A 25,050-nucleotide genomic window follows, 5' to 3' on the forward strand; every position below is an offset into this window, starting at 1 on the left:
CGTGTCTGACCATTCCCGTCTGCCGGACGACTGGAACTGTCAGACAGGCCCCTGGGCCGCGTCCAGCTCCCGCAGGACGCGTTCGCACAGCTCGTGGGTCTCCAGGGCGTCCCGGGCGCTCAGCGGGCGGCCTTCGCGTACGGCGTCCAGGAAGGCCAGGACGGCCTGTTCGATGCCGCGCTGGCGGGCCACCGGGACCCAGTCGCCGCGTCGGCGCACGCTCGGCTGGCCCTTGTGGTCGATGACCTCCGCGAGGTTGAGGACCTCGCGCTTGGAGTCCTGGCCGGAGACTTCGAGCCGCTCCTCGGTCGAGCCGCTGAGCCGGTTCATGGCGCCGATCGCCGTGAAGCCCTCGCCGGAGAGCTGGAGCACCACGTGGTGCAGCAGGCCGTCCACGAGCCGCCCGCTGACGACGGTGCGCTCGACGGGGCCGGGCGCCAGGAAGCGCAGGGTGTCCACGACGTGGATGAAGTCGTCGTACACCATGGCCCGGGGTTCCTCGGGGAGCCCGACCCGGTTCTTCTGCAGGAGGATCAGCTCGCGCGGGTGCTCCGCGCACTGGGCGTAGCCCGGGGCCAGCCGGCGGTTGAAGCCGACGGCGAGGCCGGTGGAGCGGGCCTCGGCCAGCTCCACCAGGCGGGTGGACTCCTCCAGCGTGTACGCGAGCGGCTTGTCCACGTACGTGGGGACACCGGCGTCGAGCAGCCGGCCCACGATCTCGGGATGGGCGGCGGTCGAGGCGTGCACGAACGCGGCGTCGAGCCCCTGGGCGAGCAGCGAGTCCAGGTCCCGGTGGCACCGGTCGGCCGGAATGCGGTGGGCGGCGGCGACTGCGGCCAGGGTGGCCGGGGTGCGGGTCTGGAGGTGGAGTTCGATGTCCGGCAGGGTGCCGAGCACCGGCAGGTACGCCTTCCGCGCGATGTCCCCGAGCCCGATGCAGCCGACCTTCACAGGGTGTCCTCTCGCTGGTCAGCGCCGTTACCGGGCGCCTCCTTCGTCGTCCCGGCAGCATACGTGGCGCCCGGGGGCCTCCAGTCGGCGATGCCGTCGAAGGTGCGCAGTACGAGGCCGGGGCCGAGGCGGGAGACCGTGGACATGAGGAAGTCGCGGGCGGCGACGGCCGGAGCGCTGCTGAGGCTCATGAGCCGGGACACCCGGTCGGCCTTGCGGACGACGGCGGCGGTACGCGGCAGCCGGTCGGCGGTGTACGCGGCGAGGCCGGCGCCCAGGTCCCGGCCGGGGGCCACGTGGTGGGCGAGGACGATGCCGTCCTCGATGGCCTGGTTGCCGCCTTGGCCGAGGGTGGGGGCCATGGCGTGCGCGGAGTCCCCGAGCAGCACGGTGCGGCCCCGGTGGAAGGCCGGGAGCGGGTCGGCCATCCGGTACACGTCGTTGCGGAGTACCTCCTGCGGTGCGGTGGCGGCGATGATCTCGGGGACCGGGTCGTGCCAGTCGCCGAAGCGGCGCAGGAGTTCGGCCTTCTCGTCGTCGGCCGCGCGGGCCCCGGCGGGGGCGGTCGCCGCCGCGTACGCGTAGATCCGGCCGTCCTTGAGCGGCTGGGTGCCCCAGAGCGCGCCGCGCCCCCAGGTCTCGTGCGGCGGGAAGGGGCGGTCCGGGGCGGGGACGACGACGCGCCAGGTGGTGAAGCCCGCGTAGGAGGGGCCGGGGGCGTCCGGGAAGAGGGCGCTGCGGACACCGGAGTGGATGCCGTCGGCGCCGACGACGAGCTCGGCCTCGATCGCCCCGGCCGGCGTGGCGACGACGGCGGGGGCGCCGCCCGCGATGCCGCAGTCGGTCAGGCGGGCCGGGCAGCCGGTGCGGAGGGCGGAGGCGGGGAGCCGGGCGGCGATGCGGTCGATGAGGACAGCGCGGTGCACGAGGACGAGGGGGCCGCCGAACCGCTCGGCCGCCGCCGACGCGTCGGTGCGCGAGAGCCAGCGGCCGGACGGCGCGCGCATCCCGCCCTCGCCCTGCCAGGCGGCCAGGGACCTGATCTCGTCGCCGAGGCCGACGACGTCGAGGGCGCGCTGGGCGTTGGGGGCGAGCCCGATGCCGGCGCCGACGGGCTCCAAGGAGTCGGCGCGTTCCAGCACGGTGACCCGCCAGCCGGACCGGTGCAGGGCGAGGGCGGCGGTGAGCCCGCCGATCCCGCTGCCGATGACGACCGCACGGTGCTTGTCCATGACGTTCCCTCCGGTCCGAGGAGCAAGAAAACTACACCTGTAGTGCCGCCATCCAACGTACTACAGCTGTAGTTACGACGGTAGGTTGACCCCATGACCGCACGCCCCACCGGCTCCGACCGGGCCGAACTGATCGCCGACGCCGCGCTCGCCCTCCTCGCGGAGCGCGGCATGCGGGGGCTGACGCACCGGGCGGTGGACGAGCGGGCCGGGCTGCCCCAGGGCTCGACGTCCAACCACGCCCGCACCCGGCAGGCCCTGCTTGAGGCGGCGGTGCGGCGGCTGGCGGAGCGCGAGGGGCGGGTCCTGGCACCCGGCGGGCTCGGGGCGGGCACGGACACCGACGAGCTGGTCGCGGGCCTGGCGCGGGCCCTGCACCGCTATCTGACGCACCACCCGGAGCTGCTGGTCTGCCGGTACGAACTGGCGCTGGAGGCCACCCGCCGCCCCGAGCTGCGGGAGTTCTTCGACGCCGCGGGCATGCAGTTCCGCGCCCCGCTGGTGGCGCTGATGACGGCGGCCGGGTCGCCGGAACCGGAACGGCACACGCTGTCCCTGGTGGCCTGGTGCGAGGGGCTGATGTTCTCGTGCGCGGCCGGCTCCTACCACCGCGACGTGCCCAGCGAGGCGGAGCTGCGGACGGGCTTCGGTGAGCTGCTGCGCGGGATGCTGGGCCACTGACGCGCCGTTCCCCGGGCGCCGGGCTGACCGGCGTCACTCGTGCGGGCGGATCGGGGGCGACGGAGGCACGGACCGGTCACCGGCCCCGCAGAGTTGATCACGTGCAACGAACGAGAACCGCCGTGAACATCCTGGCCTGCCTCGCGGTGGCGGCCCTGTCCGGATGCGTGTCCGTCCAGCCGCACCCGGCCGCGCCGCCGCGCCCCGGGGCCAGCCGGCCGGCCCACGACCTGGCCCCGCAGACCGCCGGGCCGCCGGTCCACGACAGGCTGGAAGCCGTACCGAAGGCGAAGCCGTCCCGCACGGCCGCGCCGTCCGCCGCGCACAGGCCGTCGCCGGGGCGCCCGGCCGCGTCCGTCGGTGAACCGCGCCCAGCAATGCCGCAGCGGCCCGCGCCCGCCCCCGACCCGCCGCTGCCGCGCCGGATCGCGCCGCCCCCGCCCGCGCCCGTCCTGCCCGCGCCCGGCGGCGGGTCCGGGGTGTGCGATCTCGGCAGGGGCTACGGCCACTGGCCGGCGGGCAGTCCGCAGTCCCGGATCTGCGACCGCACCTACGGCCGCTGACGGGGCGGCGGCCGGAACACACCGGTCACCACTCGCGCAGCCGCCGTTCCAGCCGGGCGATCGCCGCCCGGACGCCGCCCCCGTATCCGTCGTCCGTGCCGTCGTCGGCCAGCACCGCCGAGGCCGCCCGGGCCCGCTCCAGGTGGTCCCGGGCGGCGGCGGGCCGCTGGAGCTTGATGTAGTCCGCGGCGAGGTTGAGGTGCAGCGACGGGCAGAAGGCCCGCATCGCGTGCGCGTCGCGGCCCCCGGCCGCCCCTTCGTCGGCCAGGGCGGCGGTCAGCGCGCGCAGGTCCCAGGCCAGTTCGTCGGCCGGGTCGTCCTGCGTGTCGGCGATGTAGTGCGCCAGGGTGCACCGGTGCAGGGGGACGCCCCCGTCACCGATCTCGTACCAGAGGGCGGTGAAGCGGTTGCGGGCCTCCTCCCGGTCGCCTCCGTGCAGCAGCATGACCGCCTGGCCGATCCTGGTCATGAAGACGTCCTCCGACGCCTCCCGCTGCTCCGTCACCACGGCCTCCTCGCGCCCGTCCTGCCCGGACCCGGCGGTCCGGCTCCCGACGCTAGCCGCCGGGACGGGCGGACGCGTGGAGGCTCGGGGGCGGCTCAGCCCAGGTCGGGGATGCGCCAGTCGATGGGCTGGTGGCCCTGCTGGGCGATGGCCTCGTTTATCTGGGTGAACGGGCGGGAGCCGAAGAACTTCTTCGCCGACAGCGGCGAGGGGTGCGCGCCCTTCACCACCACATGGCGCTCGGTGTCGATCAGGGGGAGCTTCTTCTGCGCGTAGTTGCCCCAGAGGACGAAGACCGCCGGGTCGGGTCGGGCGGCGACGGCGCGGATGACGGCGTCGGTGACCTTCTCCCAGCCCTTGCCCTTGTGCGAGTTGGCCTCGCCCGCGCGGACGGTGAGCACGGCGTTGAGCAGCAGGACGCCCTGCTCGGCCCACGGCATCAGGTAGCCGTTGTCCGGGACGGGGAGGCCCAGCTCCTCCTTCATCTCCTTGTAGATGTTGCGCAGGGAGGGCGGCGTCTTCACGCCGGGGCGCACGGAGAAGCACAGGCCGTGGCCCTGCCCCTCGCCGTGGTACGGGTCCTGGCCGAGGACCAGGACCTTGACCTTGTCGTACGGAGTCGCTTCCAGGGCCGCGAACACCTGCTCCCGGGGCGGGTAGACCGGTCCGGCGGAGCGCTCCTCCTCCACGAACTCGGTGAGCTCCTTGAAGTACGGCTTCTGCAGCTCTTCGCCGAGGACGCCGCGCCAGGACTCGGGCAGCAGGTCGGTGTCGGTCACGTGCACAACCTCCGGTAAGCAATCCGTTCTTGATCCCAGAACCTACCGGGCGGCACTGACAACGCGGTCCGGGCGGGCCACCGGGGCCCGCCCGCGCGCGGTGCTACCAGCTGGCCTTGCGGTACAGCTCCCACATCTGCATGACGGTCTGCGGGTCCAGGGCGCGCTCGCCGCCGCCGATGTCCTCGCCTGCCGCCACGTACAGCTTGCCCTGCCACAGCGGCAGCAGCCGCACGTCGTCCACCAGGATCTTCTGGGCCCGCTCGAACTCCTTGGCGACCGCGCCCCGGTCGCTCTGCTTGCGGGACTGGGGCAGCAGCTGCTTGGTGATCTCGTCCTTCACGTACGGCATGCCCGTGACGCTGTTCTTGCCGACGAAGGGGGCGATGAAGTTGTCCGGATCCGGGAAGTCCGGGAACCAGCCCCGGCCGAAGACCGGGTACTCCCCCTTGGTGAAGCCCTCCTGGAAGGTCTTCCACGGGCGGCTCTTCAGGGTGATGCGGAAGAGTCCGGACGCCTCCAGCTGACGCTTCAGCTCGGCGAACTCGGGTGCGGTGGAGGAGCCGTAGCGGTCGGTGGTGTACCAGAAGGTCATCGGGACGGGCGTGGTGATGTGCGCGTCGGCCAGGATCTGGCGGGCCTTGTCCTTGCTGGGGTTGCCGAAGGTGTCGAAGAAGCTGGTGGTGTGCGCGGCGATGCCCTTCGGGACCATCGAGTACAGCGGTTCGGACGTGCCCCGGTAGACCTTGGCGACGAGCGCGTCCCGGTCGATCAGCTGGGCTATCGCGCGCCGGACGGCCGGTTTCCCGGCGGCGGGGTCGTCCGGGTTGAAGACCAGGAAGCGGATGTCGGCGCCGGTGGACTCGACGATCTGGAGGTCCCCGCCCTCGCCCTTGCCGTCGCTGTTGCTCCTGCTGTCCTCGATGCTGACGACGTCCTCGGCGGACAGGCCGCGGTAAGTGGCGTCGATCTCGTTCTTGCGGAGCGCCTGCACCATGGCGCCGGAGTCCTTGAAGTACCGGATGGTCACGGCGTCGTTCTTGCGGTCGGCGAAGCCCTTGTAGTCGGGGTTCTTCACCAGTTCGGAGCGGTCGCCCTGCTTGTAGGAGTCCAGCAGGTAGGGGCCGGAGCCGGTGACCTTGCCGTCGTCGCGGATCTTGTGTTCCGAGTACGCGCTCGGCGCGACCAGGGACATGGCCGGGGTGGCCAGCACGAAGGGGAAGGTGGCGTCGGGCTTCTTCAGGTTGAAGATGACGACGTCGTCGCCCTTGGTCTCGACCCGGTCCAGGGAGCCGAGCATGCCGACGGGCCCGCCCTTGAGGCCGATCTTCGAGATCCGGTCGATGGAGTACTTCACGGCCGCCGCGTCCAGCTTGTCGCCGTTGGAGAACGTGAGGCCCTTGCGGAGCTTGCACCGGTAAGCGGTGCTGGTGCGATCGGTGAACCGGCACTCCTCGGCCGCGTCCGGCTCGGGCTTCGTACTGCCGGTGGGGAACGCCACCAGGGTCTGGAACACGTTCCGCATCAGCTCCCAGGAGCCGTCCCACGCTGCCGCCGGATCCAGGGTCGAGGGCTCACTGGTCGTCCCGACGGCGAGCTTCTGGTCCACCTCCGAGCCGCCGCCGGGCAACAGCCCGCAGCCGGCCAGCAAGGACAGGGTCGCAAGGGCTGCAGCGGCTTGCAGACTGGCCCGGTAGAACACGTGCACGCTCCTCGATCAGCCGTGGGTCGGCAGACCATACCGCAGCGCCCCGCCGGATCAATCCGCAGGTCCGGCGGGGCACTTGAGGCAATCGGGACCATATCGGCCCAGGCCGGATCAGCCGACTCCGGCATTCAGGAAAATGCCCCCGTCGACCACCAGGGTCTGGCCCGTGATCCACGCGGACTGGCCGGAGGTGAGGAAGGCGGCCGCACCGCCGATGTCCTCCGGCACGCCGAGCCGGCCGAGCGGGTAGGCGGCGGCCGCCTCCTCCTCGCGGCCCTCGTACAACGCCTGGGCGAATCGGGTCTTGACGACCGCCGGAGCGATCGTGTTGACCCGGACCACCGGCGCGAACTCGTGCGCCAGCTGGAGGGTCAGGTTGACCATGGCCGCCTTGCTCATCCCGTACGCGCCGATGAAGGGCGAGGCGGAGACACCGGCGACCGAGGCGATGTTGACGATCGCCCCGCCGTTCTCCTTCTGCCACGCCTTCCAGGTCTGCTGGGCGAAGCCGAGCGCCGAGACCACGTTGGTCTCGAAGACCTTGCGGGCGACGTTCAGGTCGAGCTCCGCGATCGGCCCGAAGACCGGGTTGGTGCCGGCGTTGTTGACCAGGAAGTCGACCCGGCCGAACGCCTCCATGGTGCGCGCGACGGCCACCGCCTGGTGCGCCTCGTCGTGCGCCTTGCCGGCGACGCCGATGACCCGGTCGGCGCCCAGCGCCTCGACGGCCTCCTTCAGCGCGTCCTCGTTGCGCCCGGTGATGCACACCCGGTCACCGCGTTCCACGAGGGCCTGCGCGATGCCGTAGCCGATGCCCCGGCTCGCGCCGGTGATCAGCGCGACCTTGCCGCTGTCCTGCACAGTCATGATGTCCGCAGCCCTTCGGGTCAGTTGAGCGGTCCGCCGGCCACGTACATGACCTGGCCGGAGACGAAGCCGGCGGCGTCGCCCGTGAAGAAGGCGATGGCGTTGGCGATGTCGTCGGGGACGCCGACGCGCTGGACCGGGATCTGCGTCGCGGCGGCCGCCTGGAACTCCTCGAAGCCCATGCCGACGCGGGCCGCGGTCTGCGCGGTCATCTCGGTGACGATGAAGCCGGGCGCCACGGCGTTGGCGGTGATGCCGAACTTGCCGAGCTCCTTGGCGAGGGTCTTGGTGAAGCCCTGGAGACCTGCCTTCACGGCCGAGTAGTTGGCCTGGCCGCGGTTGCCGAGCGCCGAGGAGGAGGACAGCGACACGATACGGCCGAACTTGGCGTCCACCATGTGCTTCTGGACGGCCTTCGCCATCAGGAACGCGCCCTTGAGGTGCACGTTCATCACGGTGTCCCAGTCGGACTCGCTCATCTTGAAGAGCAGGTTGTCGCGGAGCACGCCCGCGTTGTTGACGAGGATCGTCGGAGCGCCGAGCTCGTCGGCGACCCGCGCGACGGCGGCCTCGACCTGGGCGCTGTCCGACACGTCGCAGCCGACGGCGAGGGCCTTGCCCCCGGCAGCCGTGATCTTCTCGACGGTGTCCTTGCAGGCCGCCTCGTCGAGGTCGAGTACGGCGACGGCGCGGCCCTCGGCCGCCAGACGTACCGCGGTGGCGGCACCGATGCCCCGGGCCGCCCCCGTCACGATGGCTACGCGCTGCTCGCTGGTCGACATGCTTGGCTCTCCTCGCCCTTGGATAGCGGCTCAGCGGACGTCGGGGGCTCCGGTGAGAAACCGCCCGATGACTGAGCAACCGCTTAGTACCTTCAGCAGACGAGACGCTAGAAGCCCTGGCACCCGGTGTCAACGGGCCACGGGCGCAGCGGCGCATGTCACACCCCGCCGCGCCGCCGTCACGCGGTGCGCGGACGGCGGCCGGGGGCGGCGTTCAGCGCACCAGCAGGTCGAGCAGCCGTTCCACCTCGGCCTCGGGATCGGCGGTGAGGCCGCTGTGCACGGGCCCGGGCTGTACGACGGTGGAGCGCGGCGCGATCAGCCAGCGGAAGCGCCTCCCCGCGTCGTCACCGGCGGCCTGGCCCGCGTCCGTACCGCCGCGGCAGACCCCCTCGACGGCGTGCAGCGCGGCCCGGACACCGGTCACGTCGGCGCCGGGGTCGAGCGCCTTCAGCTTGGTCTCGTCCAGCTCGGTGCGGGCGGCCACGAAGCCCTTGGCGCGGCAGTAGACCACCACCCCCGCGTTGAAGCACTCCCCGCGCTGGACGCGCGGGACGACGCGCAGCAGCGCGTACTCGAAGACGTCGCGCCCGCTCATGCCCGGCCGCCCTTCTCGCCGTCCGTGGCGTGGCCGCGCGGGGCGAGCCGTTCGGTGATCCAGCCCGGGGCCTGGGAGGGCTTGTCCGGGGTGGGCGCGTCCATGACGATGCGCTCGTGGACGGTGGCCGCGCGGGGGGCCAGCGCGTCCACGTACGCCTGCCGCAGCTCGTCGGGCGAGCCGAACCCGGGCTCGTCCACCAGCCACTCGTCGGGCACGTCGGCGGCGGCCTCGGCGAGCAGCTCGGGCGTCACCAGTGGGGCGAGCTCGGCGGCGGCCGCGGCGATGTCGGGCCGGAAGGGGGCGAGGGCGTGGTCGGAGGCGTTGTACGGCTTGGCGGCGGACGCCTGGGCGCCGGGCCAGTTGTGGTGCCAGATCATGGTGGCGCCGTGGTCGATGAGCCAGAGGTCGCCGTGCCAGACGAGCATGTTCGGGTTGCGCCAGGACCGGTCGACGTTGTTGATCAGCGCGTCGAACCAGACGACCCGCCCGGCCTCACGCGGGTCGACCTCGTAGGCGAGCGCGTCGAAGCCGAGCGAGCCGGGCAGGAAGTCCATCCCGAGGTTCAGTCCGCCGCTGGCCTTCAGCAGCTCCTGCACCTCCTGGTCGGGCTCGGCGAGCCCGATGACCGGGTCGAGCTGGATCTGCACGAGCTCGGGCACGCGCAGCCCGAGTCGCCGCCCCAGCTGCCCGCAGATCACCTCCGCGACGAGGGTCTTGCGGCCCTGCCCTGCTCCGGTGAACTTCATGACGTACGTGCCGAGGTCGTCGGCCTCGACGATCCCGGGGAGCGAGCCGCCTTCACGCAGGGGCGTGACATAGCGGGTCGCTACGACCTCTTCCAACACTTTCCCGGGCCACCTATCTCTTCGGCCTTGCAATCCGCGGACAACCTCTCCGGAGCACCGAGGCAGGAATCACGGGTCGACGACGCCGGTGAGAATCCGGGGAGTTTCGGCCGGTGAGCCGGTCTCCCCGCTCCCCGGGCACACCCGTCGACCGCGCCGCGCCCCTTGCTGCCGGCTTCCGGCATGAAGTGAGCATAGTAACCGAGGGTGATCGCCGGTGAGGAGTCTCCTGGATCAGGGCCGGCCGAAGCGCAGGCTGGTGATGAGGGGCCGGTTGGTCCGCAGGAGCGGCAGTGTGGAGAGCCGGGAGGCCAGAAGGCCGGTGGGGCCGCGGCCTGCCGGAAGCGCGATGTCCCGGATCTCGGCGATGGCGGGATGGACCGCTTCCAGCGCCTGGCGGCTGTCAGGGTCCATGCCCCAGGGCATCGGGGGAAGGACGTAGCCCCCCGGTCCGCGTGCACCGCTCCGGCTCCGCTTGCTGAAACGGCGCGAGACGGTGTCGAAGACCATCGTGCCGCCGGGAAAAGTCTCCGCGCACGCTGCGATCATCTGCCGCACCCGGTCCTCGTGCAGGTACATCAGCAGCCCCTGGGCGGTGACCAGGACGCCGCGTGACGCGTCCACGAGCTGCGACCAGACGCTGTCCGGCTCGCGGCCCACGTCACAGCGGACGAGGTGCTGCCTGGCGTTGCGCGGGAGCAGCCCTGCGCGCAGGGCGAGCGGCCCGGGCAAGTCGACCGTGACCCATCGCATCTGGCCGTTGTCCACCCGCCAGAACGTCGTCTCCAGGCCCTCACCGAGCGCGATCACGGTGCCGTCGGGGTGCTCGGAGAGGAACGCGCGCACCACACGGTCGAACGCGAGGGAGCGCAGCGCCAGGGCCTGAGCCACCCAGGGCCGGGCACGGCCGAGTCTGCGGCGGAACGGAAAGTCCAGCTGAGCTGCCAGCCGCACCGCTTGCGGGTCCGCCAGGACGGTGTCCTTCCGGGCGGCCTCGGCCGCGCGGTGATACAGGGTCCACAACGCCGTCTCCGCGACTTCCGGAAGCGCGGCGGTACCGGGTGGCTGCACTGCAGCTCTCCTTCGCAGACAGGGGCGCCGCCCGCGGACCGGGACGGCCCCCTGCCCAACGCCGCCGGCCCCGTCCGGTCACTGTGCCCCCGCCCCTGGCCGGCACGGAGGCCTCGCCGTAGGCGTACGGGGCGCGCATCCAGGACCGGTTGGCGCCGACGCCCGGTACGCGGCGTGGTGGACGCGCTGGTTGGGCGGCAGATGGCCGGCCAAGCGGTAGCGGGCCGCTTCGGCACCGAGCTGTGCCGGATGCGAGCAGGGACGGTGAGTTCAACACGTCGCGGGGAACCGGTGGTTGCGCAGAGGCGTCCTGTGCTACCAGTGAAGTGCGTCCAGTGCAGCCAGGGCGGTTGTCGGTTACGGGGAAGGGGTGGGTGGGGGTGTCGCGACCGAGGAAGATCACGGTCATGGTGGTCGCGGTCGTGTTGACCGTGTCGACGCCGTTCTTCTGGCTGCTGGACAACCCGGATACCGGCCAACTGGTGGCCGCTTCAGTCCAAGGTGCCACCGGTATCGCTGCCCTGGTCTGGGCACTGATGCAGTCCTCGGCCAACCCACCGGCCGGGGTTGCGGCGGTCGATACCGGGAAGGCCGAGGCCACCGGTGGAGGCCGGGCGTCCACCGGCGTACGGCGCCCGCAGGAAGCCGGGAGCGGGCCCGTTCGGGCGGAACGCACCGGGGACGCCACGGCGGACGGGCCAGGCAGCAGCGCAAGCACGGGCGTCGACTTCAGCTGAGCGGGCCGGGACGGCCACGGCCGGCGGGAGGATCTCCATTCATGGTGAGATGGCGCAGACGCCGCCCCGCTCCGGACGGTGGCCCCGGCGCCGGGCACGCGGCCGCAGACGGGGCGCGCGGGCCGTCGGTAGCCGCCACGGACACCGGTGACGCCACCGCCCGCGACGGCGCCACGGCGGTATCCGGCTACGCCGGACCCGGCCCGGAGACCGGCGGCCCGGTCCAGGTGAGCCACACGGGGGCCGCCACCGCCAGCGGGGGCGGCCTGGCCAACACCGGGTACATCGACCGTCTCACCCTCGTACAGCAGGCCGCCCCGCGCACACCCGCCACCTGGCCGCACCAAGTCGGCGTGCTCCCGCCCCGCGCCCTGTCCTTCCTGCATCGGGCCGAGGCCGACCAGCTGCGGGCCGCGGTCGACAGCGGGGGGACTGCGGTCCTCGGCCAGGTACTGACCGGGACCGGCGGGGTAGGCAAGACGCAACTGGCGGCCGACTACGCCCGCACCGCCTGGGACGGCGGCGAGGTCGACGTCCTGGTGTGGATCAGTGCGAGCAGCCGCTCAGCGATCACGGCCGGCTACGCGCAGGCCGGCGTGGAGGTCCTGGCCGCTGACCCCGGCGATCCGGAACAGGCCGCGCGGGCGTTCCTGGCCTGGCTGGAGCCCAAAGCCGGCCAGAAGCCCTGCCGGTGGCTGGTCGTACTGGACGACGTCGCGGATCCGGCCGACATACGTGGCTGGTGGCCGCCCGCCAGCCCGCGCGGCCGTGTCCTGGTCACCACGCGCCGCCGCGAGGCCGCCCTGACCGGCGCCGGTCGGCGTCCGGTGACCGTGGGCTCGTTCACCCCCCGGGAAGCCGCCGCGTATGTCACCGCCGTACTCGCCGCGCACCATCGCCACGCGCCCACCGACCAGGTCGACAGCCTCGCCGCCGACCTGGGGCACCTGCCCCTCGCCCTGGCCCAGGCCGCCGCCCACATCATCGACGCGGACCTGACCTGTGCCTCCTACCGTGCGCTGCTGGCCGACCGGATCAGGAAGCTGGCCGACCTGCTGCCGGAACCCGGCGCCCTGCCCGACGACCAGACCGCCACCGTGGCTGCCACCTGGTCCCTGTCCGTCGAACACGCCGACCGGCTCCGCCCCGTCGGCCTGGCCCGCCCCCTGCTCCAGATGGCCGCGATGCTCGACCCCAACGGCATCCCCGCCACCGTCCTCACCAGTCAGCCCGCCCTCGCGCACCTCACCGCCCACCGCACCCCCATCGGCACGGGCGGCACCCAGCCGTCCCCGGTCTCGGCCGAGGAGGCCATGGTCGCGCTGCGGGCCCTGCACCGGCTCAGCCTCATCGACCACACCCCCGACGTCCCCCACCAGGCCGTCCGCGTTCACCAGCTCATCCAGCGCGCCACCCGTGACACTCTCACCCCCGACCAGCACGACCGGCTCGCCCGCACCGCCGCCGACGCCCTGAGCGCCGCCTGGCCCGCCGTCGAACGCGACACCGCCCACGCCCAGGCCCTGCGCGCCAACACCACCGCACTCACCCGCGCTGCCGAAGACGCGCTGTACCGGCCCGCCCCCCACTGGTGCTCTTCCGCGCCGGCCGCAGCCTCGGCGAAGCCGGCCAGGTCACCGCCGCCACCACCCACTTCCATCGCATGACCGAAACGACCCACGACCGCCTCGGCCCGGACCACCCCCACACCCTGGCTGTTCGCAACAACCTCGCCCGGTCTCGGGGCGAGGCGGGAGACGCGGCCGCTGCTGCCGCCGCGTGTGAGGAGTTGCTGGCTGATGTGACGCAGGTGCTGGGCCCAGACCACCCGGACACCCTCAACACCCGCCACAACCTGGCCTACTGGCGGGGTGAGGCGGGAGATGCGGCAGGTGCGGCGGCTGCGTTCGAAGACCTGCTGGCCGACCGGCTGAGGGTCCTCGGCCCGGACCACCCGGCCACCCTGAACGCCCGCCACAACCTCGCCCACTCACGAGGCGTGGCGGGGGACGCGGCGGGTGCCGCCGCAGCCTTCGCCGAACTCCTGACCGACCGGATACGCGTCCAGGGCATCGACCACCCTGACACCCTGGCCGCCCGCCACAGCCTCGCCCGAGCGCGGGGCGCGGCGGGGGACGCGGCGGGTGCGGCGGCCGCGTTCGAAGACCTGCTGGCCGACCGGCTGAGGGTCCTCGGCCCGGACCACCCGGCCACCTTGGCCGCCCGCCACAACCTGGCCGGCTCTCGGGGTGCGGCGGGGGACGCGGCGGGTGCTGTGGCCGCATTCGAAGACCTGCTGGCCGACCGGCTGAGGGTCCTCGGCCCGGACCACCCGAGCACCCTGAACGCCCGCCACGACCTCGCCCGGTGGCAAAGGACGAGGGGAGGCGCTTCCGGCGCCGTGGCTGCGTTCGAGGAACTGCTGCCCGACCGGCTGCGCGTCCAGGGCCCCGACCACCCCGACACCCTCAACACCCGCCACAACCTCGCTCACTCACGAGGCGCGGCGGGGGACGCGGCGGGTGCTGTGGCCGCGTTCGAGGAACTGCTGCCAGACCAGGTGCGGGTGCTGGGCGCCGACCACCCGGACACCCTCAACACCCGCCACAACCTGGCCTACTGGCGGGGTGAGGCGGGTGATGCGGATGGTGCCGCCGCGTCCTTCGCCGAACTCCTGACCGACCGGATACGCGTTCAGGGGCCCGACCACCCAGCCACCCTGACGGCACACCGCGAGCTGGCCCGGTGGCGGAGTAGAGCGGGCGTTGATGAATCGTCCGATTGACGAGCAAGATCGGTAAGTGCCGGCGCTCGACCGGCGGCGGCTGCCACTAATGCCGTTCGGATACTCCCCGAACACCGGTCAGGTCCCGGAGCGCGGTGTTCAGTTCGAGCACGTTGACCCGGGGCTCGCCCATGAAGCCGAGGATCCGGCCCGTGGTGTGCTCGGCGATGAGGTTTTCGACCTGCGCCAGGGCCAGATCGTTCTTCTCGGCGACGCGGTGTGCCTGGAGCCGCGCGTACGCGGGTGAGATGTCCGGGTCGAGGCCGGAGCCGGAGGAGGTGACGGCGTCGGCCGGCACGTCGGCGGGCTCGACCTTGTAGGTGGCGGTGGAGTTGTCCTTCACCACGGCCGCCTTGGCGTCCTTCACCCACTGGATCAGCTCCTTGTTGTCGCCGGAGCGGTTGGTGGCGCCGGAGAGGATCAGGGAGTACTGGGTGTTGACGCTGTTGGTGCCGAGCCCGTTGGAGGGGCGGGGCTGGAACCATTTGAGGTCCGGGGCGGGTGACTCCTCGCCCTTCTTCAGCGGCAGGTCGTACCGCTGTCCGATGAGGGAGGAGCCGACGACCTGTCCGCCGGCGTCCTTGATCTCGGAGCCGTTGGCCTTGTCGTTGAACAGGGTCTGGGCGACGCCGGTGACGGCGAGCGGGTAGATCACTCCACAGACGAGGGTGAGGACGATCAGGGCGCGAAGCCCGGCCCCGAGTACGCGGACGGTGCTGCTGACGGTGTTGTCGGTCATGGCGGATCAGCCGATTCCGGGGATGAGGGAGAGGAGCAGGTCGATGATCTTGATGCCGATGAAGGGGGCGACCAGGCCGCCGAGTCCGTACACGCCGAGGTTGCGGCGCAGCATCCTGTCCGCACCGGCCGGGCGGTAGCGGACGCCCTTGAGGGCGAGTGGTACGAGCGCCACGATGATGAGCGCGTTGAAGATGACCGCCGAGAGGATCGCGGACTCGGGCGAGGCGAGCCCCATGATGTTGAGCTTGTCCAGCGACGGGTGGGCGACGGCGAACATGGCGGGGATGATCGCGAAGTACTTCGCCACGTCGTTGGCGATGGAGAAGGTCGTCAGCGCGCCCCGGGTGATGAGGAGTTGTTTGCCGATCTCGACGATCTCGATGAGTTTGGTGGGGTTGGAGTCGAGGTCGACCATGTTCCCGGCCTCCTTGGCGGCCGAGGTCCCGGTGTTCATCGCGACGCCGACGTCGGCTTGGGCCAGGGCGGGGGCGTCGTTGGTGCCGTCGCCGGTCATCGCCACGAGCTTGCCGCCGGCCTGCTCCCGCCTGATGAGGGCCATCTTGTCCTCGGGCGTCGCCTCGGCCAGGAAGTCGTCGACGCCCGCCTCCGCGGAGATCGCCTTCGCGGTCAGCGGGTTGTCACCCGTGATCATGACCGTCCTGATGCCCATGCGCCGCAGCTCGTCGAACCGTTCGCGCATGCCCTCCTTGACCACGTCCTTGAGATGGATCACTCCGAGGACCCGCGCGCCGTGCGCGTCTTCCACGGCCACCAGCAGCGGCGTACCGCCGGCCTGGGCAATCCGGTCGTTGAGCGCCTGCGCGTCCTCGGAGACGCCCCCGCCCCGCTCCTTCACCCAGGCGATGACGGAACCGGTCGCGCCCTTGCGGACCTTGTGCCCGTCCAGGTCGACGCCCGACATCCGGGTCTGCGCGGTGAAGGCGACCCAGTCCGCGCCGGTCAGTTCGCCCCGGGTCCGTTCCCTCAGCCCGTACGCCTCCTTGGCCAGCACCACGACGGAGCGGCCTTCGGGGGTCTCGTCGGCCAGCGAGGAGAGCTGGGCGGCGTCCGCGAGTTCGGCCCCCGTCACCCCCCGGGCCGGTACGAACTCGGCTGCCTGCCGGTTGCCCAGGGTGATCGTGCCGGTCTTGTCGAGCAGCAGCGTGGAGACATCGCCGGCCGCTTCCACCGCGCGCCCCGACATGGCCAGGACGTTGCGCTGCACCAGGCGGTCCATGCCGGCGATGCCGATCGCGGACAGCAGGGCCCCGATGGTGGTGGGGATCAGGCAGACCAACAGCGCGGCCAGCACGATCATCGACGTCTGGTCGTCGGCGCCGGCATACATCGCGAACGGCTTCAGGGTGACCACGGCGAGCAGGAAGACGATCGTGAGGGACGCCAGCAGGATGTTCAGGGCGATCTCGTTCGGCGTCTTCTGCCGGGCCGCGCCTTCCACCAGGTTGATCATGCGGTCGATGAAGGTCTCGCCCGGCTTGGTGGTGATCTTGATGACGACGCGGTCGGAGAGCACCTTGGTGCCGCCGGTGACGGCCGAGCGGTCGCCGCCGGACTCGCGGATGACCGGTGCGGACTCGCCGGTGATCGCTGACTCGTCGACGGAGGCGACGCCCTCGACCACGTCTCCGTCGCCGGGGATGACGTCCCCGGCCTCGCAGACCACGAGATCCCCGATGCGCAGGTCCGTTCCCGCGACCCGTTCCTCGTTCGGGCCGGTGATCCGGCGGGCGACGGTGCCGGTCTTGGCCTTGCGCAGGGTGTCGGCCTGCGCCTTGCCCCGGCCCTCGGCGACGGCCTCTGCCAGGTTGGCGAAGATCGTGGTCAGCCAGAGCCAGCCGGCGATCGCCCAGCCGAACCAGTTCGCGGGATCCGCCACCGCGAGCAGGGTGGTCACGACGGAGCCGACCAGGACGACGAACATCACCGGCGACTTGATCATGACGCGCGGATCGAGCTTGCGCAGTGCGTCCGGGAAGGACTTCAGGAGCTGCCCGGGATCGAACAGTCCGCCACCGACGTGGCCGGCGGCCCCGTGGCCACCGGGCTGGGGCAGGTCTCCGTGCGGAGCTCGGGCAGGGGTGGGGGTGCTCATGAGGCGAGCCCTTCGGCGAGCGGACCCAGCGCCAGGGCCGGGAAATAGGTGAGTCCGGTGATGATGAGGATCGTGCCCAGGAGCAGACCGACGAAGAGAGTCTTGTCGGTGCGCAGGGTGCCCACGGTCTCGGGCACCGGCTTCTGCTCGGCGAGCGAACCGGCCAGAGCCAGAACGAACACCATCGGCAGGAACCGGCCGAGCAGCATCGCGAGCCCGACAGTCGTGTTGAACCACTGGGTATCGGCATTGAGCCCGGCGAAGGCGGAGCCGTTGTTGTTGGCGCCCGAGGTGTAGGCGTAAAGGATTTCGGAGAAACCGTGCGCGCCCGTGTTCGTCATCGAATGGCCCGGAGTGGGCAGGGCCATCGCGACGGCGGTGAAGCCGAGCACGAGCGTCGGGGTGATGAGGATGTAGCAGGCCGCGAACGTGATCTGACGGGTGCCGATCTTCTTGCCGAGGTACTCAGGCGTACGGCCCACCATCAACCCGGCGATGAACACCGCGATGACCGCCATGACCAGCATTCCGTAGAGGCCGGATCCGACGCCGCCGGGTGCGATCTCACCGAGCTGCATGCCGAGCATCGTGATGCCGCCGCCGAAGCCGGTGTACGAGGAGTGGAACGAGTTCACCGCGCCTGTGGAGGTAAGGGTGGTGGCCACGGCGAAGAGAGAGGATCCGGCGATGCCGAAACGATTCTCCTTGCCCTCCATGGCCCCGCCGGCGATCTCGAAGGCCGGTCCCCGGTGAGCGAATTCGGTCCACATCATGAGGAGAGAGAATCCGGCCCAGATGACGGCCATCGTGCCGAGTATCGCGTACCCCTGCTTGAGCGATCCGACCATCCGGCCGAAGGTCCGCGTGAGCGCGACCGGGATCACCAGGATCAGGAATATCTCGAACAGGTTGGAAAGCCCGTTGGGGTTCTCGAAGGGGTGCGCGGAGTTCGCGTTGAAGTAGCCGCCGCCATTGGTGCCCAGTTCCTTGATGGCCTCCTGGGAGGCGACCGCGCCGCCATTCCACTGCTGCGTCCCGCCGGTGAACTGCCCGACCTCATGAATGCCGGCGAAGTTCTGGATCGCCCCGCAGGCGACCAGCACGAGCGCGCCGATCACCGAGATCGGGATCAGGATCCGCACGGTGCCGCGCACCAGGTCGGACCAGAAGTTGCCGAGCTCTCCCGTACGCGACCGGGCGAACCCCCGCACGAGGGCGACCGCGACGGCCATGCCCACAGCCGCTGAGACGAAGTTCTGTACCGCGAGGCCACCGGTCTGCACGACGTGCCCCATGGCCTGTTCACCCGAATACGACTGCCAGTTGGTGTTCGCGACGAACGAAGCGGCGGTGTTGAACGCCTGGTCCGGATCGATCGAGGAAAAGCCCAGCGAGCCGGGCAGCGATCCCTGCAGGCGTTGCATCAGATACAGGAAGAGGACACTCACCGCCGAGAAGGCGAGAACGCCGCGCAGATATGCGGGCCATCTCATTTCGGTGGACGGGTTGACGCCGATGATCCTGTATATCCACTTCTCCGGCTTGTGATGCCGCTCGGAGGAGTAGACCTTGGCCATGTAATCACCCAGTGGGCGGTACGCGAGGCCGAGGGCGACGATCATCGCTGCGAGCTGGAGCAGGCCGGCGATTTGGGGACTCATATCCGCTCTCAGAACCTCTCCGGGTCAAGGAGGGCCAGGACGAGATATCCGAGCAGGGACACGGCCACGACGAGGCCGACGATATTCTCGGCGGTCACAGCTTGGTCACCCCCCGGGCGACGAGAGCCACCAGCGCGAATACCGCGACTGTGGTGACGACGAAGGCCAGATCGGCCATCGCGAGCTCCTGATTGACGTGAGGATTTATTTCGGCCTTCTGGCCAAGGAGAGCCAATCTCCGCTTCACGTCCGGGACAAGCTGCCTTGATGTGGTCCATACGATTGCGCGGAATCCTTGACGCCCACCTGACGCGGGCGGCGGTTCGCGTCACGAACCGCCTTGCTCGACGCTACGGAACGTAGCGACCGGCAGGCGTCCGCCACCGGCACGGCGAGGAGGTCACCGGGGTGCACGTGGCCGGGCGACAGTCCCCTACACTTGCAATATTATGCAATTGGATAGTTTCGCATATGCGATGCCGGGTGAATCGGAGACGGGTGGCCCATGACGAGGAAGACAGCGGCTGACGAGCACGAGCGGTGGCTGGAGAAGGGCGTCGCGCTGCGCGCCTTCTTCTACATCTTCGGGACCCACCTGTTCGCGGGCTTCGTGTGGGTGCTCTTCTACGTGGGCCAGCACGCCCAGAAGTAGCGGCCCCGCGGCAGTGGTTACCGGCGGCGGGCGGCGTGCAGGTCGGCCAGCAGCTGGGCCTGGCCCTGGAGGACGCCGGAGAGGATGGAGCGGGCGACGCGCAGCAGCTCGGCGAGTTCGGGGCTGGCCAGGCGGTAGTACACGTTGGAGCCCTCGCGGCGGGTGAGCACGAGATTGGCCTTGCGGAGCACGGCGAGCTGCTGGGACAGGCTGGCCGCCTCGATGCCCACCTCCGCGAGCATCTCCGCGACCGCGTGCTCGCGCTCGCTCAGCAGCTCCAGGACGCGGATGCGGGTCGGGTGGCCGAGGGTTTTGAAGAACTCCGCCTTGAGCTGGTAGAGGGGTGCCTGCGTACCGCCGGGTTCGCCCGCGTTGCCCGTCGCGCCTGTACCGCGCACCTCGTCCACCCCACGCTTCTCGTGCCGGGGCGGCGATTCCGACCCGGTCTGCACAGTGTTCGACCTCCACAATTGCAGATTCCTGCAACTTCCGGAGATCGCGCCCGCCCTCCGGCCACCGGCCGGCGGGCGCTCACAGCGGAAGGGTGATCCAGATGCACTTGCCGCCCGCGTCCGCGTCACCGCGCGTGACGGCGGTGCCTCCGAGCTCCGCCGTCGTCTCCACCACCGTGGCGAGTCCGCTGCCGGGCGCGACGGCCGCGCCGACGAGGGGCGGCCGGTAGGGGTGGCGGTCATGGACGCCGAACGCGAAGACGCCGGGCCCGTGGGCGTAGGTGACCGTGATCGCCGGGGTCAGCGCGGCGGCGTGCCGGACCGCGTTGGTGACGAGCTCCGAGAGGATCAGCAGGGCCGGCCCGGTGCTCGGGTGGCGCAGGCCGACGCCGCACTCGACCAGCACCTCTTCGGCGGTCTCGCGGGCCACCCGCACCGCCGACCCCATCGCGGGCAGGGTGAGGACGTGCCGGAAGGGCATGGCCTGCGGTGGTCCGCCCGTCATCGCAGAGCCTTCCCTGTGGTGCGGGGCCGGACGGGGCCCGGCCCATTCGAGCCCGGCGGCCCGCGCACGACCAGGGCTGTGCGGACGGCCGCCCGCCCGCACAGCACCCAAGGATGTATGTAATTGCAGATTATTGCAATTCGTTGAATCCCTTCCGGCCGGTCAGCGGGGCTGCCGCACGATGAGGCGCTGCAGGACGATGAAGGCCAGCAGGAGCACGCCGATGACGATCTTGGTCCACCAGGAGCTGAGGGTGCCCTCGAACGAGATCAGCGCCTGTACGGTGCCGAGGACCAGGACCCCCGCCGTCGAACCGGCCACATAGCCCACGCCACCGGCCAGCAGGGTGCCGCCGATGACCACGGCGGCGATGACGTCCAGTTCCATGCCGACCGCGTGCAGGCCGTAGCCGGAGAGCATGTACAGCGCGAACAGCAGGCCGCCCAGGGCGGAGCAGAAGCCGCTCACCGCGTAGACGCCGACCTTGGCCCTCGTGGTGGGCAGGCCCATCAGCCGCGCCGAGGTCTCGCTGCCGCCGACCGCGTACACCGTGCGTCCGAAGCGGGTGAGGTGGAGGACGTACACCGCCGCCGCGACCACGGCCAGCGCGACGAGCACGCTGTAGGTGAGCGTGACATCGCCGGGCAGCGCGATCGTGCCGGTGGCGAATTCGCGGAAGGACGTGTTGGTGATGGACACCGACTCGACGCTGATGAGGAAGCACAGGCCCCGGGCCAGGAACATCCCCGCCAGCGTGACGATGAACGGCTGCACGTCGAAGTAGTGGATGACCAGGCCCATCAGCAGGCCGAGGACGGTCCCGGAGACGAGGACGGCGAGGACGGACAGCAGGACCGGCCAGCCCGCCCGGAGGGTGGACGCGGCGATCATGGTGGACAGCGCGGCGACGGCGCCCACCGAGAGGTCGATGCCTCCGGTGAGGATGACGAAGGTCATGCCGACGGCGAGCACGATGAGGAAGGCGTTGTCGATGAAGAGGTTCGCGACGACCTGGCCGGAGGCGAAGTCCTGGTAGCGGACCGAGCCGATACCGAAGGTCACCGCGAACACCACGACGGTGGCGACGACGGGCAGAAAGCGCTGGGGAAGACGCAGTCGTACGGACGAGAGGGCCGAAGTGCTCATCCGGCGGCCACCTTCTGGGATCGGGGTGCGGATACGGGGGGCTTGCGCCGGCCGCCGATGATCCGCGCCGTGCGCGGGGACTGCAGCAGGCATACGGCGATCACCACGACCGCCTTGAACAGCAGGGTGACGTTGGTGGGCACGCCGATGGAGTAGACGGTCGTCGTCAGCGTCTGGATGACGAGCGCTCCGACGAGGGTGCCGCCCAGCGAGTAGCGGCCGCCGGCCAGCGAGGTGCCCCCGATGACGACCGCGAGGATGGCGTCCATCTCGATCCACAGACCGGCGTTGTTGGCATCGGCGGCGCTGACGTTGGAGCTGATCATCAGGCCGGCCACACCGGCGCAGAACGCGGCGAAGACGTACACGGTCCAGGTGATCGTGCGGGAGCGGACCCCGGCGAGCTTGCTGGCCTCGGGGTTGGCACCCACCGCTTCGATCAGCATGCCGAGGGCGGTGCGGCGGGTCAGCAGGGCGACGCCGCCGAGGACCGCGAGGCTGATCAGGATCGCGATCGGCAGGACGAGGAAGCCCGCCCCGATCTTGCGGTACGCGGAGCTGTCGACGGTGACGATCTGGCCCTCCGTGAGCAGCATCGCGCCGCCGCGTCCCGCCGTCATCAGGACGAGGGTCGCGATGATCGGCTGGATGCCGAGGACGGAGACCAGGAAGCCGTTCCACAGCCCGAGCAGCACGCATACGGCCAGGGCGAGGAGGAGCGCGGTCGGCACGCCCCCGCCGTCGGCGATCCAGGTGCAGCCGATCGCGCCGGCGATCGCGGCGACCGCGCCCACGGACAGGTCGATGCCCCGGGTGGCGATGACGAGGGTCATGCCCACGGCGATGAGCATGGTCGGGGCGCCGTTGCGGAGGATGTCCACCAGGCTGCCGTACAAGTGGCCGTCCTGGATGCGGAGTTCGAAGAAGGAGTGCGTGAAGAAAACGTTGAGCAGGAGCAGGCCGGCCAGTGCGACGAGCGGCCAGAGCAGACGTCCGCGGATCACGAGGCCACCGCCGCGTCCGCGTGGGCGTCGGCCGCGATGGCCGACATGACGGCGTCCACGGAGACGTCACCGCCGGACAGTTCGGCCACCTTGTGCCGGTCCCGCAGGACCACGACCCGGTCGGACACCCGTACCACCTCCTCCAGTTCGGCGGAGATGAACAGCACCGCCATGCCCTCGGCCGCCAGTTCGGCGACCACCTTCTGAATCTGTGCCTTGGCGCCGACGTCGATGCCCCGGGTGGGCTCGTCCAGGATGAGGAGCCGGGGCCGGGTCACCAGCCACCGGGCCAGCAGCACCTTCTGCTGGTTGCCGCCCGACAGGTTGGCCATCACGGCCTCGGGGTCGGCGGGCCGGATGTCCAGCCGCTCGATGTACTCGGCCACCATCGCCTCGGCGGTGCGCCGGGGCACCGGCCTCGCCCAGCCCCGGGAGGCCTGGGTGGCAAGGATCAGGTTGTCGCGCACGCTCAGATCGGCGACGACCCCCTCGGCCTTGCGGTCCTCGGAGCAGTAGGCGACCCCCTTGGCGATGAGGGAGCGCGGACCCCGCGCCCGTACCGTCTCGCCGCCGACGGAGAGGGTGCCCGTGTCGGCGCGGTCGGCGCCGCACAGCAGCCGCGCGAGTTCGGTCCGGCCGGACCCCAGCAGCCCGGCCAGGCCGACGACCTCGCCCTCGTGGATGTCCAGGTCGAACGGCTCGATCGCACCGGCCCGGCCGAGGCCGCGCGCGGCCAGGACCGGGGCGCTGCCCGGGGCCCGCTCCTCCGAGCGGCGCTCGACCTCGGACAGCACGCCGAGCTCGCGGCCCAGCATCGCGGACACCAGCGCCATGCGGTCGAGGTCCCTCGGCAGGTACTCCCCCACCAGCGTGCCGTTGCGCAGCACCGTCATCCGGTCCGACAGCTCGTAGACCTGGTCCAGGAAGTGCGAGACGAAGAGGATCGCCACGCCCTCGTCCCGCAGCACGCGCACGATGCGGAACAGCTCCTCGACCTCGTCGCTGTCGAGACTGGAGGTCGGCTCGTCCAGGACCAGCACCCGGGCGTCCACCACGAGTGCCCGCGCGATGGCCACCAGCTGCTGCACGGCGATGGAGTGGCTGCTCAGTACGGAGCCGGGGTCGATGGCCAGACCGATGCGGGCCAGGAGCCCGGTGGCGCGGGCGCGCATGGCCCGGCCGTCGATGGCGCCCAGCCTGCGCGGTTCGTGGCCGAGCAGGATGTTCTCGGCCACCGACAGGTTCGGGCAGAGGTTGACCTCCTGGTAGACGGTGCTGATCCCGGCGGCCTGGGCCTGGCCGGGGGTGGTGAACTCGACCGGCTCGTCGTGCAGCCGGATGGTGCCGGCCGCCGGGCGGTGGACGCCGGTGAGCGCCTTGATCAGGGTGGACTTGCCCGCCCCGTTCTCACCCATGAGTGCGTGCACCTCACCGGGGAACAGGCGGAAGTCGACGCCCGCGAGCGCCTTGACGCCGGCGAACTCGACGGTGATACCGCGCATGTCGACGACCGGACTGGCGCCGGCCGCTGGGGAATCGGTCATGACCCGTGCTTTCGTCAAGGGGGGAGCGGCCCCGCCACCCGTCCCGGTGGCGGGGCCGCGGCGCCTGTCAGTACTTCCGGTCCTTGAGGACCTTGGCCGCCTGCTCCGAGGTGAAGGCGGTCTCCTCGGTGACCACGCGCTCCGGGACCTTCTCGCCCTTGACGACCTTCTTCGCCAGGTCCATCAGCTGGTCGCCGAGGAGGGGGTTGCACTCCACGATGTAGTTGATCTCGCCGTCCGCGAGGGCCTGCATCCCGGCCTTGACCGCGTCCACGGTGATGATCTTGATGTCGGTGCCGGGCTTCTTGCCGGCCGCCTTGATCGCCTCGATGGCGCCGAGGCCCATGTCGTCGTTGTGGGAGTACACGACGTTGATGTCGGGGTGCGACTTCAGCAGCGCCTCCATGACCTGCTTGCCGCCGGCCCGGGTGAAGTCACCGCTCTGCGAGGCCACGATCTTGATGTCGGACTTCCCGGCGATGGCCTCCTTGAAGCCCTTCTGCCGGTCGATGGCCGGCGCCGCGCCCGTGGTGCCCTGGATCTCCGCGACGTTGACCGGGCCCTTCGCGTTCTCGGTCAGCCACTTGCCGGCCTTGCGGCCCTCCTCGACGAAGTCGGAGCCGAGGAACGTCTTGTACAGGGACGTGTCCTCGGAGTCGACGGCCCGGTCGGTGAGGATCACCGGGATCTTCGCGCGCTTGGCCTCCAGCAGGACCGCGTCCCAGCCCGTCTCCACGACCGGGCTGAAGGCGATCACGTCGACCTTCTGCTGGATGTAGGAGCGGATGGCCTTGATCTGGTTCTCCTGCTTCTGCTGCGCGTCGGAGAACTTCAGCTCGATGCCGGCGCTCTTCGCCGACTCCCGTACCGACTTGGTGTTGGCGGTGCGCCAGCCGCTCTCCGCGCCCACCTGGGCGAAGCCCATGACCAGCTTGTCGCCGCCGGACCCCTTGGACCCGCCGCCGTCGCCGCTCCCGCAAGCCGTCAGCGTGGCCAGCGCCAGTGCGCAGCCGGCCATGGCAATTCTCTTGAACACAGCGTCGTCCTCCATCGTGAACCGTGCGTCCCTGCCGCCGACCTCTGCGATCGGGGGCCACGGGCGTCAACAGTGAGCGCTAACATTTA

At 71.1% G+C, this 25,050-nt stretch carries 27 protein-coding genes; 6 read left to right on the forward strand and 21 right to left on the reverse strand.

Annotated features, from left to right (window positions below; all coding sequences use genetic code 11):
* Positions 1 to 39: 39 nt before the first annotated feature.
* Together ACZ6C6_RS29710 and ACZ6C6_RS29715 are read right to left on the reverse strand one after the other, a co-directional pair.
* Complete coding sequence (locus ACZ6C6_RS29710; RefSeq protein WP_469207121.1) at positions 40 to 951, reverse strand: Gfo/Idh/MocA family protein; 912 nt, start codon at positions 949 to 951, stop codon at positions 40 to 42.
* Positions 948 to 2,183 carry an FAD-dependent monooxygenase gene (locus tag ACZ6C6_RS29715; RefSeq protein ID WP_469207123.1) on the reverse strand — a complete coding sequence of 412 codons (1,236 nt, stop codon included), beginning with the start codon at positions 2,181 to 2,183 and terminating at the stop codon, positions 948 to 950. The genes ACZ6C6_RS29710 and ACZ6C6_RS29715 overlap by 4 nt, the downstream gene beginning before the upstream one ends.
* 93 nt (positions 2,184 to 2,276) lie before the next feature.
* Between ACZ6C6_RS29715 and ACZ6C6_RS29720 the strand changes: the two genes are divergently transcribed.
* A complete protein-coding gene (locus ACZ6C6_RS29720) occupies positions 2,277 to 2,864 on the forward strand; it encodes a TetR/AcrR family transcriptional regulator (protein WP_469207125.1) in 588 nt (195 codons plus the stop codon).
* Positions 2,865 to 2,986: 122 nt separating this feature from the next.
* A complete protein-coding gene (locus ACZ6C6_RS29725; protein WP_469207259.1) occupies positions 2,987 to 3,427 on the forward strand; it encodes a hypothetical protein in 441 nt (146 codons plus the stop codon).
* A gap of 25 nt (positions 3,428 to 3,452) precedes the next feature.
* On the opposite strand, the gene ACZ6C6_RS29730 is transcribed toward ACZ6C6_RS29725, so the two are convergent.
* From ACZ6C6_RS29730 to ACZ6C6_RS29765, 8 genes are all read right to left on the reverse strand, one after another.
* A complete protein-coding gene (locus ACZ6C6_RS29730; protein WP_469207127.1) occupies positions 3,453 to 3,932 on the reverse strand; it encodes a hypothetical protein in 480 nt (159 codons plus the stop codon).
* 95 nt (positions 3,933 to 4,027) lie between these two features.
* Positions 4,028 to 4,711, reverse strand: coding sequence for a uracil-DNA glycosylase (locus tag ACZ6C6_RS29735; RefSeq protein ID WP_018105164.1), 684 nt, complete (start codon positions 4,709 to 4,711; stop codon positions 4,028 to 4,030).
* 103 nt (positions 4,712 to 4,814) lie between these two features.
* Entirely contained in the window at positions 4,815 to 6,413 is a 1,599-nt protein-coding gene (locus ACZ6C6_RS29740) for an ABC transporter substrate-binding protein (protein WP_469207261.1), read from the reverse strand.
* A gap of 117 nt (positions 6,414 to 6,530) precedes the next feature.
* Positions 6,531 to 7,286, reverse strand: a complete 756-nt coding sequence (locus ACZ6C6_RS29745; RefSeq protein ID WP_469207129.1) for an SDR family oxidoreductase — start codon at positions 7,284 to 7,286, stop codon at positions 6,531 to 6,533.
* 20 nt (positions 7,287 to 7,306) lie between these two features.
* A complete protein-coding gene (fabG, locus tag ACZ6C6_RS29750) occupies positions 7,307 to 8,068 on the reverse strand; it encodes a 3-oxoacyl-ACP reductase FabG (protein WP_469207131.1) in 762 nt (253 codons plus the stop codon).
* A gap of 214 nt (positions 8,069 to 8,282) precedes the next feature.
* Positions 8,283 to 8,666, reverse strand: a complete 384-nt coding sequence (locus ACZ6C6_RS29755; RefSeq protein ID WP_018105160.1) for a DUF3037 domain-containing protein — start codon at positions 8,664 to 8,666, stop codon at positions 8,283 to 8,285.
* Positions 8,663 to 9,514: a HipA family kinase gene (locus ACZ6C6_RS29760; protein WP_469207133.1), complete on the reverse strand. Its 852-nt coding sequence runs from the start codon at positions 9,512 to 9,514 to the stop codon at positions 8,663 to 8,665. The genes ACZ6C6_RS29755 and ACZ6C6_RS29760 overlap by 4 nt, the downstream gene beginning before the upstream one ends.
* A 234-nt stretch (positions 9,515 to 9,748) precedes the next feature.
* The gene (locus ACZ6C6_RS29765; protein ID WP_469207135.1) at positions 9,749 to 10,585 is read right to left on the reverse strand and encodes a class I SAM-dependent methyltransferase; all 837 of its coding nucleotides are present in this window, start codon (positions 10,583 to 10,585) and stop codon (positions 9,749 to 9,751) included.
* Positions 10,586 to 10,992: 407 nt separating this feature from the next.
* On the opposite strand from ACZ6C6_RS29765, the gene ACZ6C6_RS29770 reads away from it, so the two are divergent.
* Genes ACZ6C6_RS29770 through ACZ6C6_RS29780 form a run of 3 tightly spaced genes read left to right on the forward strand, consistent with a single transcriptional unit; the run spans position 10,993 to position 14,107 of the window.
* Positions 10,993 to 11,322: a hypothetical protein gene (locus ACZ6C6_RS29770; protein ID WP_469207137.1), complete on the forward strand. Its 330-nt coding sequence runs from the start codon at positions 10,993 to 10,995 to the stop codon at positions 11,320 to 11,322.
* A 41-nt stretch (positions 11,323 to 11,363) separates the two neighbouring features.
* Complete coding sequence (locus tag ACZ6C6_RS29775; RefSeq protein ID WP_469207139.1) at positions 11,364 to 12,989, forward strand: NB-ARC domain-containing protein; 1,626 nt, start codon at positions 11,364 to 11,366, stop codon at positions 12,987 to 12,989.
* Positions 12,986 to 14,107 (forward strand): tetratricopeptide repeat protein, encoded by a 1,122-nt coding sequence (locus tag ACZ6C6_RS29780; protein ID WP_469207141.1) that lies wholly within the window; start codon positions 12,986 to 12,988, stop codon positions 14,105 to 14,107. Before ACZ6C6_RS29775 ends, ACZ6C6_RS29780 begins: the two co-directional genes overlap by 4 nt.
* A 46-nt stretch (positions 14,108 to 14,153) precedes the next feature.
* Here ACZ6C6_RS29780 and ACZ6C6_RS29785 read toward each other — a convergent pair whose 3' ends face one another.
* The 5 genes from ACZ6C6_RS29785 to ACZ6C6_RS29805 are packed head-to-tail and all read right to left on the reverse strand — an operon-like array spanning position 14,154 to position 18,857.
* Positions 14,154 to 14,846 (reverse strand): potassium-transporting ATPase subunit C, encoded by a 693-nt coding sequence (locus tag ACZ6C6_RS29785; protein WP_469207143.1) that lies wholly within the window; start codon positions 14,844 to 14,846, stop codon positions 14,154 to 14,156.
* Between the two features lie 6 nt (positions 14,847 to 14,852).
* The gene (kdpB, locus tag ACZ6C6_RS29790; protein ID WP_469207145.1) at positions 14,853 to 16,961 is read right to left on the reverse strand and encodes a potassium-transporting ATPase subunit KdpB; all 2,109 of its coding nucleotides are present in this window, start codon (positions 16,959 to 16,961) and stop codon (positions 14,853 to 14,855) included.
* The gene (gene kdpA, locus ACZ6C6_RS29795; protein WP_469207147.1) at positions 16,958 to 18,622 is read right to left on the reverse strand and encodes a potassium-transporting ATPase subunit KdpA; all 1,665 of its coding nucleotides are present in this window, start codon (positions 18,620 to 18,622) and stop codon (positions 16,958 to 16,960) included. Before kdpA ends, kdpB begins: the two co-directional genes overlap by 4 nt.
* 8 nt (positions 18,623 to 18,630) lie before the next feature.
* Complete coding sequence (gene kdpF, locus ACZ6C6_RS29800) at positions 18,631 to 18,720, reverse strand: K(+)-transporting ATPase subunit F (protein ID WP_469207149.1); 90 nt, start codon at positions 18,718 to 18,720, stop codon at positions 18,631 to 18,633.
* Positions 18,717 to 18,857: a hypothetical protein gene (locus ACZ6C6_RS29805; protein WP_469207151.1), complete on the reverse strand. Its 141-nt coding sequence runs from the start codon at positions 18,855 to 18,857 to the stop codon at positions 18,717 to 18,719. The genes kdpF and ACZ6C6_RS29805 overlap by 4 nt, the downstream gene beginning before the upstream one ends.
* Positions 18,858 to 19,127: 270 nt before the next feature.
* Here ACZ6C6_RS29805 and ACZ6C6_RS29810 point away from each other — a divergent pair, with 270 nt between their 5' ends.
* Positions 19,128 to 19,274 carry a DUF6126 family protein gene (locus tag ACZ6C6_RS29810; protein WP_469207153.1) on the forward strand — a complete coding sequence of 49 codons (147 nt, stop codon included), beginning with the start codon at positions 19,128 to 19,130 and terminating at the stop codon, positions 19,272 to 19,274.
* 17 nt (positions 19,275 to 19,291) lie between these two features.
* On the opposite strand, the gene ACZ6C6_RS29815 is transcribed toward ACZ6C6_RS29810, so the two are convergent.
* The 6 genes from ACZ6C6_RS29815 to ACZ6C6_RS29840 all read right to left on the reverse strand — a co-directional run bounded on the left by ACZ6C6_RS29815 (position 19,292) and on the right by ACZ6C6_RS29840 (position 24,943).
* Positions 19,292 to 19,672, reverse strand: coding sequence for an ArsR/SmtB family transcription factor (locus ACZ6C6_RS29815; protein ID WP_469207263.1), 381 nt, complete (start codon positions 19,670 to 19,672; stop codon positions 19,292 to 19,294).
* A gap of 133 nt (positions 19,673 to 19,805) precedes the next feature.
* Positions 19,806 to 20,231, reverse strand: coding sequence for an ATP-binding protein (locus tag ACZ6C6_RS29820; RefSeq protein ID WP_469207155.1), 426 nt, complete (start codon positions 20,229 to 20,231; stop codon positions 19,806 to 19,808).
* Between the two features lie 162 nt (positions 20,232 to 20,393).
* Positions 20,394 to 21,377, reverse strand: coding sequence for a galactofuranose ABC transporter, permease protein YjfF (yjfF, locus tag ACZ6C6_RS29825; RefSeq protein ID WP_469207157.1), 984 nt, complete (start codon positions 21,375 to 21,377; stop codon positions 20,394 to 20,396).
* Entirely contained in the window at positions 21,374 to 22,381 is a 1,008-nt protein-coding gene (locus ACZ6C6_RS29830) for an ABC transporter permease (protein WP_469207159.1), read from the reverse strand. Before ACZ6C6_RS29830 ends, yjfF begins: the two co-directional genes overlap by 4 nt.
* The gene (locus tag ACZ6C6_RS29835) at positions 22,378 to 23,925 is read right to left on the reverse strand and encodes a sugar ABC transporter ATP-binding protein (RefSeq protein ID WP_469207161.1); all 1,548 of its coding nucleotides are present in this window, start codon (positions 23,923 to 23,925) and stop codon (positions 22,378 to 22,380) included. Before ACZ6C6_RS29835 ends, ACZ6C6_RS29830 begins: the two co-directional genes overlap by 4 nt.
* A gap of 67 nt (positions 23,926 to 23,992) precedes the next feature.
* Entirely contained in the window at positions 23,993 to 24,943 is a 951-nt protein-coding gene (locus ACZ6C6_RS29840; RefSeq protein WP_469207265.1) for an ABC transporter substrate-binding protein, read from the reverse strand.
* Between the last annotated feature and the right edge of the window lie 107 nt (positions 24,944 to 25,050).

The sequence above is a fragment of the Streptomyces sp. NPDC041814 genome (assembly GCF_055590565.1).

Excerpts from the sequence above, each read along its gene's own strand:
- ACZ6C6_RS29715 (WP_469207123.1), bottom strand. The coding sequence starts at position 2,183 with ATGGACAAGCACCGTGCGGTCGTCATCGGCAGCGGGATCGGCGGGCTC.
- ACZ6C6_RS29745 (WP_469207129.1), bottom strand. The coding sequence starts at position 7,286 with ATGACTGTGCAGGACAGCGGCAAGGTCGCGCTGATCACCGGCGCGAGC.
- ACZ6C6_RS29820 (WP_469207155.1), bottom strand. The coding sequence starts at position 20,231 with ATGACGGGCGGACCACCGCAGGCCATGCCCTTCCGGCACGTCCTCACC.
- kdpB (WP_469207145.1), bottom strand. The coding sequence starts at position 16,961 with ATGAGCACCCCCACCCCTGCCCGAGCTCCGCACGGAGACCTGCCCCAG.
- ACZ6C6_RS29775 (WP_469207139.1), top strand. The coding sequence starts at position 11,364 with ATGGTGAGATGGCGCAGACGCCGCCCCGCTCCGGACGGTGGCCCCGGC.
- ACZ6C6_RS29810 (WP_469207153.1), top strand. The coding sequence starts at position 19,128 with ATGACGAGGAAGACAGCGGCTGACGAGCACGAGCGGTGGCTGGAGAAG.
- fabG (WP_469207131.1), bottom strand. The coding sequence starts at position 8,068 with ATGTCGACCAGCGAGCAGCGCGTAGCCATCGTGACGGGGGCGGCCCGG.
- yjfF (WP_469207157.1), bottom strand. The coding sequence starts at position 21,377 with ATGAGCACTTCGGCCCTCTCGTCCGTACGACTGCGTCTTCCCCAGCGC.
- ACZ6C6_RS29770 (WP_469207137.1), top strand. The coding sequence starts at position 10,993 with ATGGTGGTCGCGGTCGTGTTGACCGTGTCGACGCCGTTCTTCTGGCTG.
- ACZ6C6_RS29780 (WP_469207141.1), top strand. The coding sequence starts at position 12,986 with ATGACCGAAACGACCCACGACCGCCTCGGCCCGGACCACCCCCACACC.
- ACZ6C6_RS29785 (WP_469207143.1), bottom strand. The coding sequence starts at position 14,846 with ATGACCGACAACACCGTCAGCAGCACCGTCCGCGTACTCGGGGCCGGG.
- ACZ6C6_RS29835 (WP_469207161.1), bottom strand. The coding sequence starts at position 23,925 with ATGACCGATTCCCCAGCGGCCGGCGCCAGTCCGGTCGTCGACATGCGC.
- ACZ6C6_RS29720 (WP_469207125.1), top strand. The coding sequence starts at position 2,277 with ATGACCGCACGCCCCACCGGCTCCGACCGGGCCGAACTGATCGCCGAC.
- ACZ6C6_RS29840 (WP_469207265.1), bottom strand. The coding sequence starts at position 24,943 with ATGGCCGGCTGCGCACTGGCGCTGGCCACGCTGACGGCTTGCGGGAGC.
- kdpA (WP_469207147.1), bottom strand. The coding sequence starts at position 18,622 with ATGAGTCCCCAAATCGCCGGCCTGCTCCAGCTCGCAGCGATGATCGTC.
- ACZ6C6_RS29755 (WP_018105160.1), bottom strand. The coding sequence starts at position 8,666 with ATGAGCGGGCGCGACGTCTTCGAGTACGCGCTGCTGCGCGTCGTCCCG.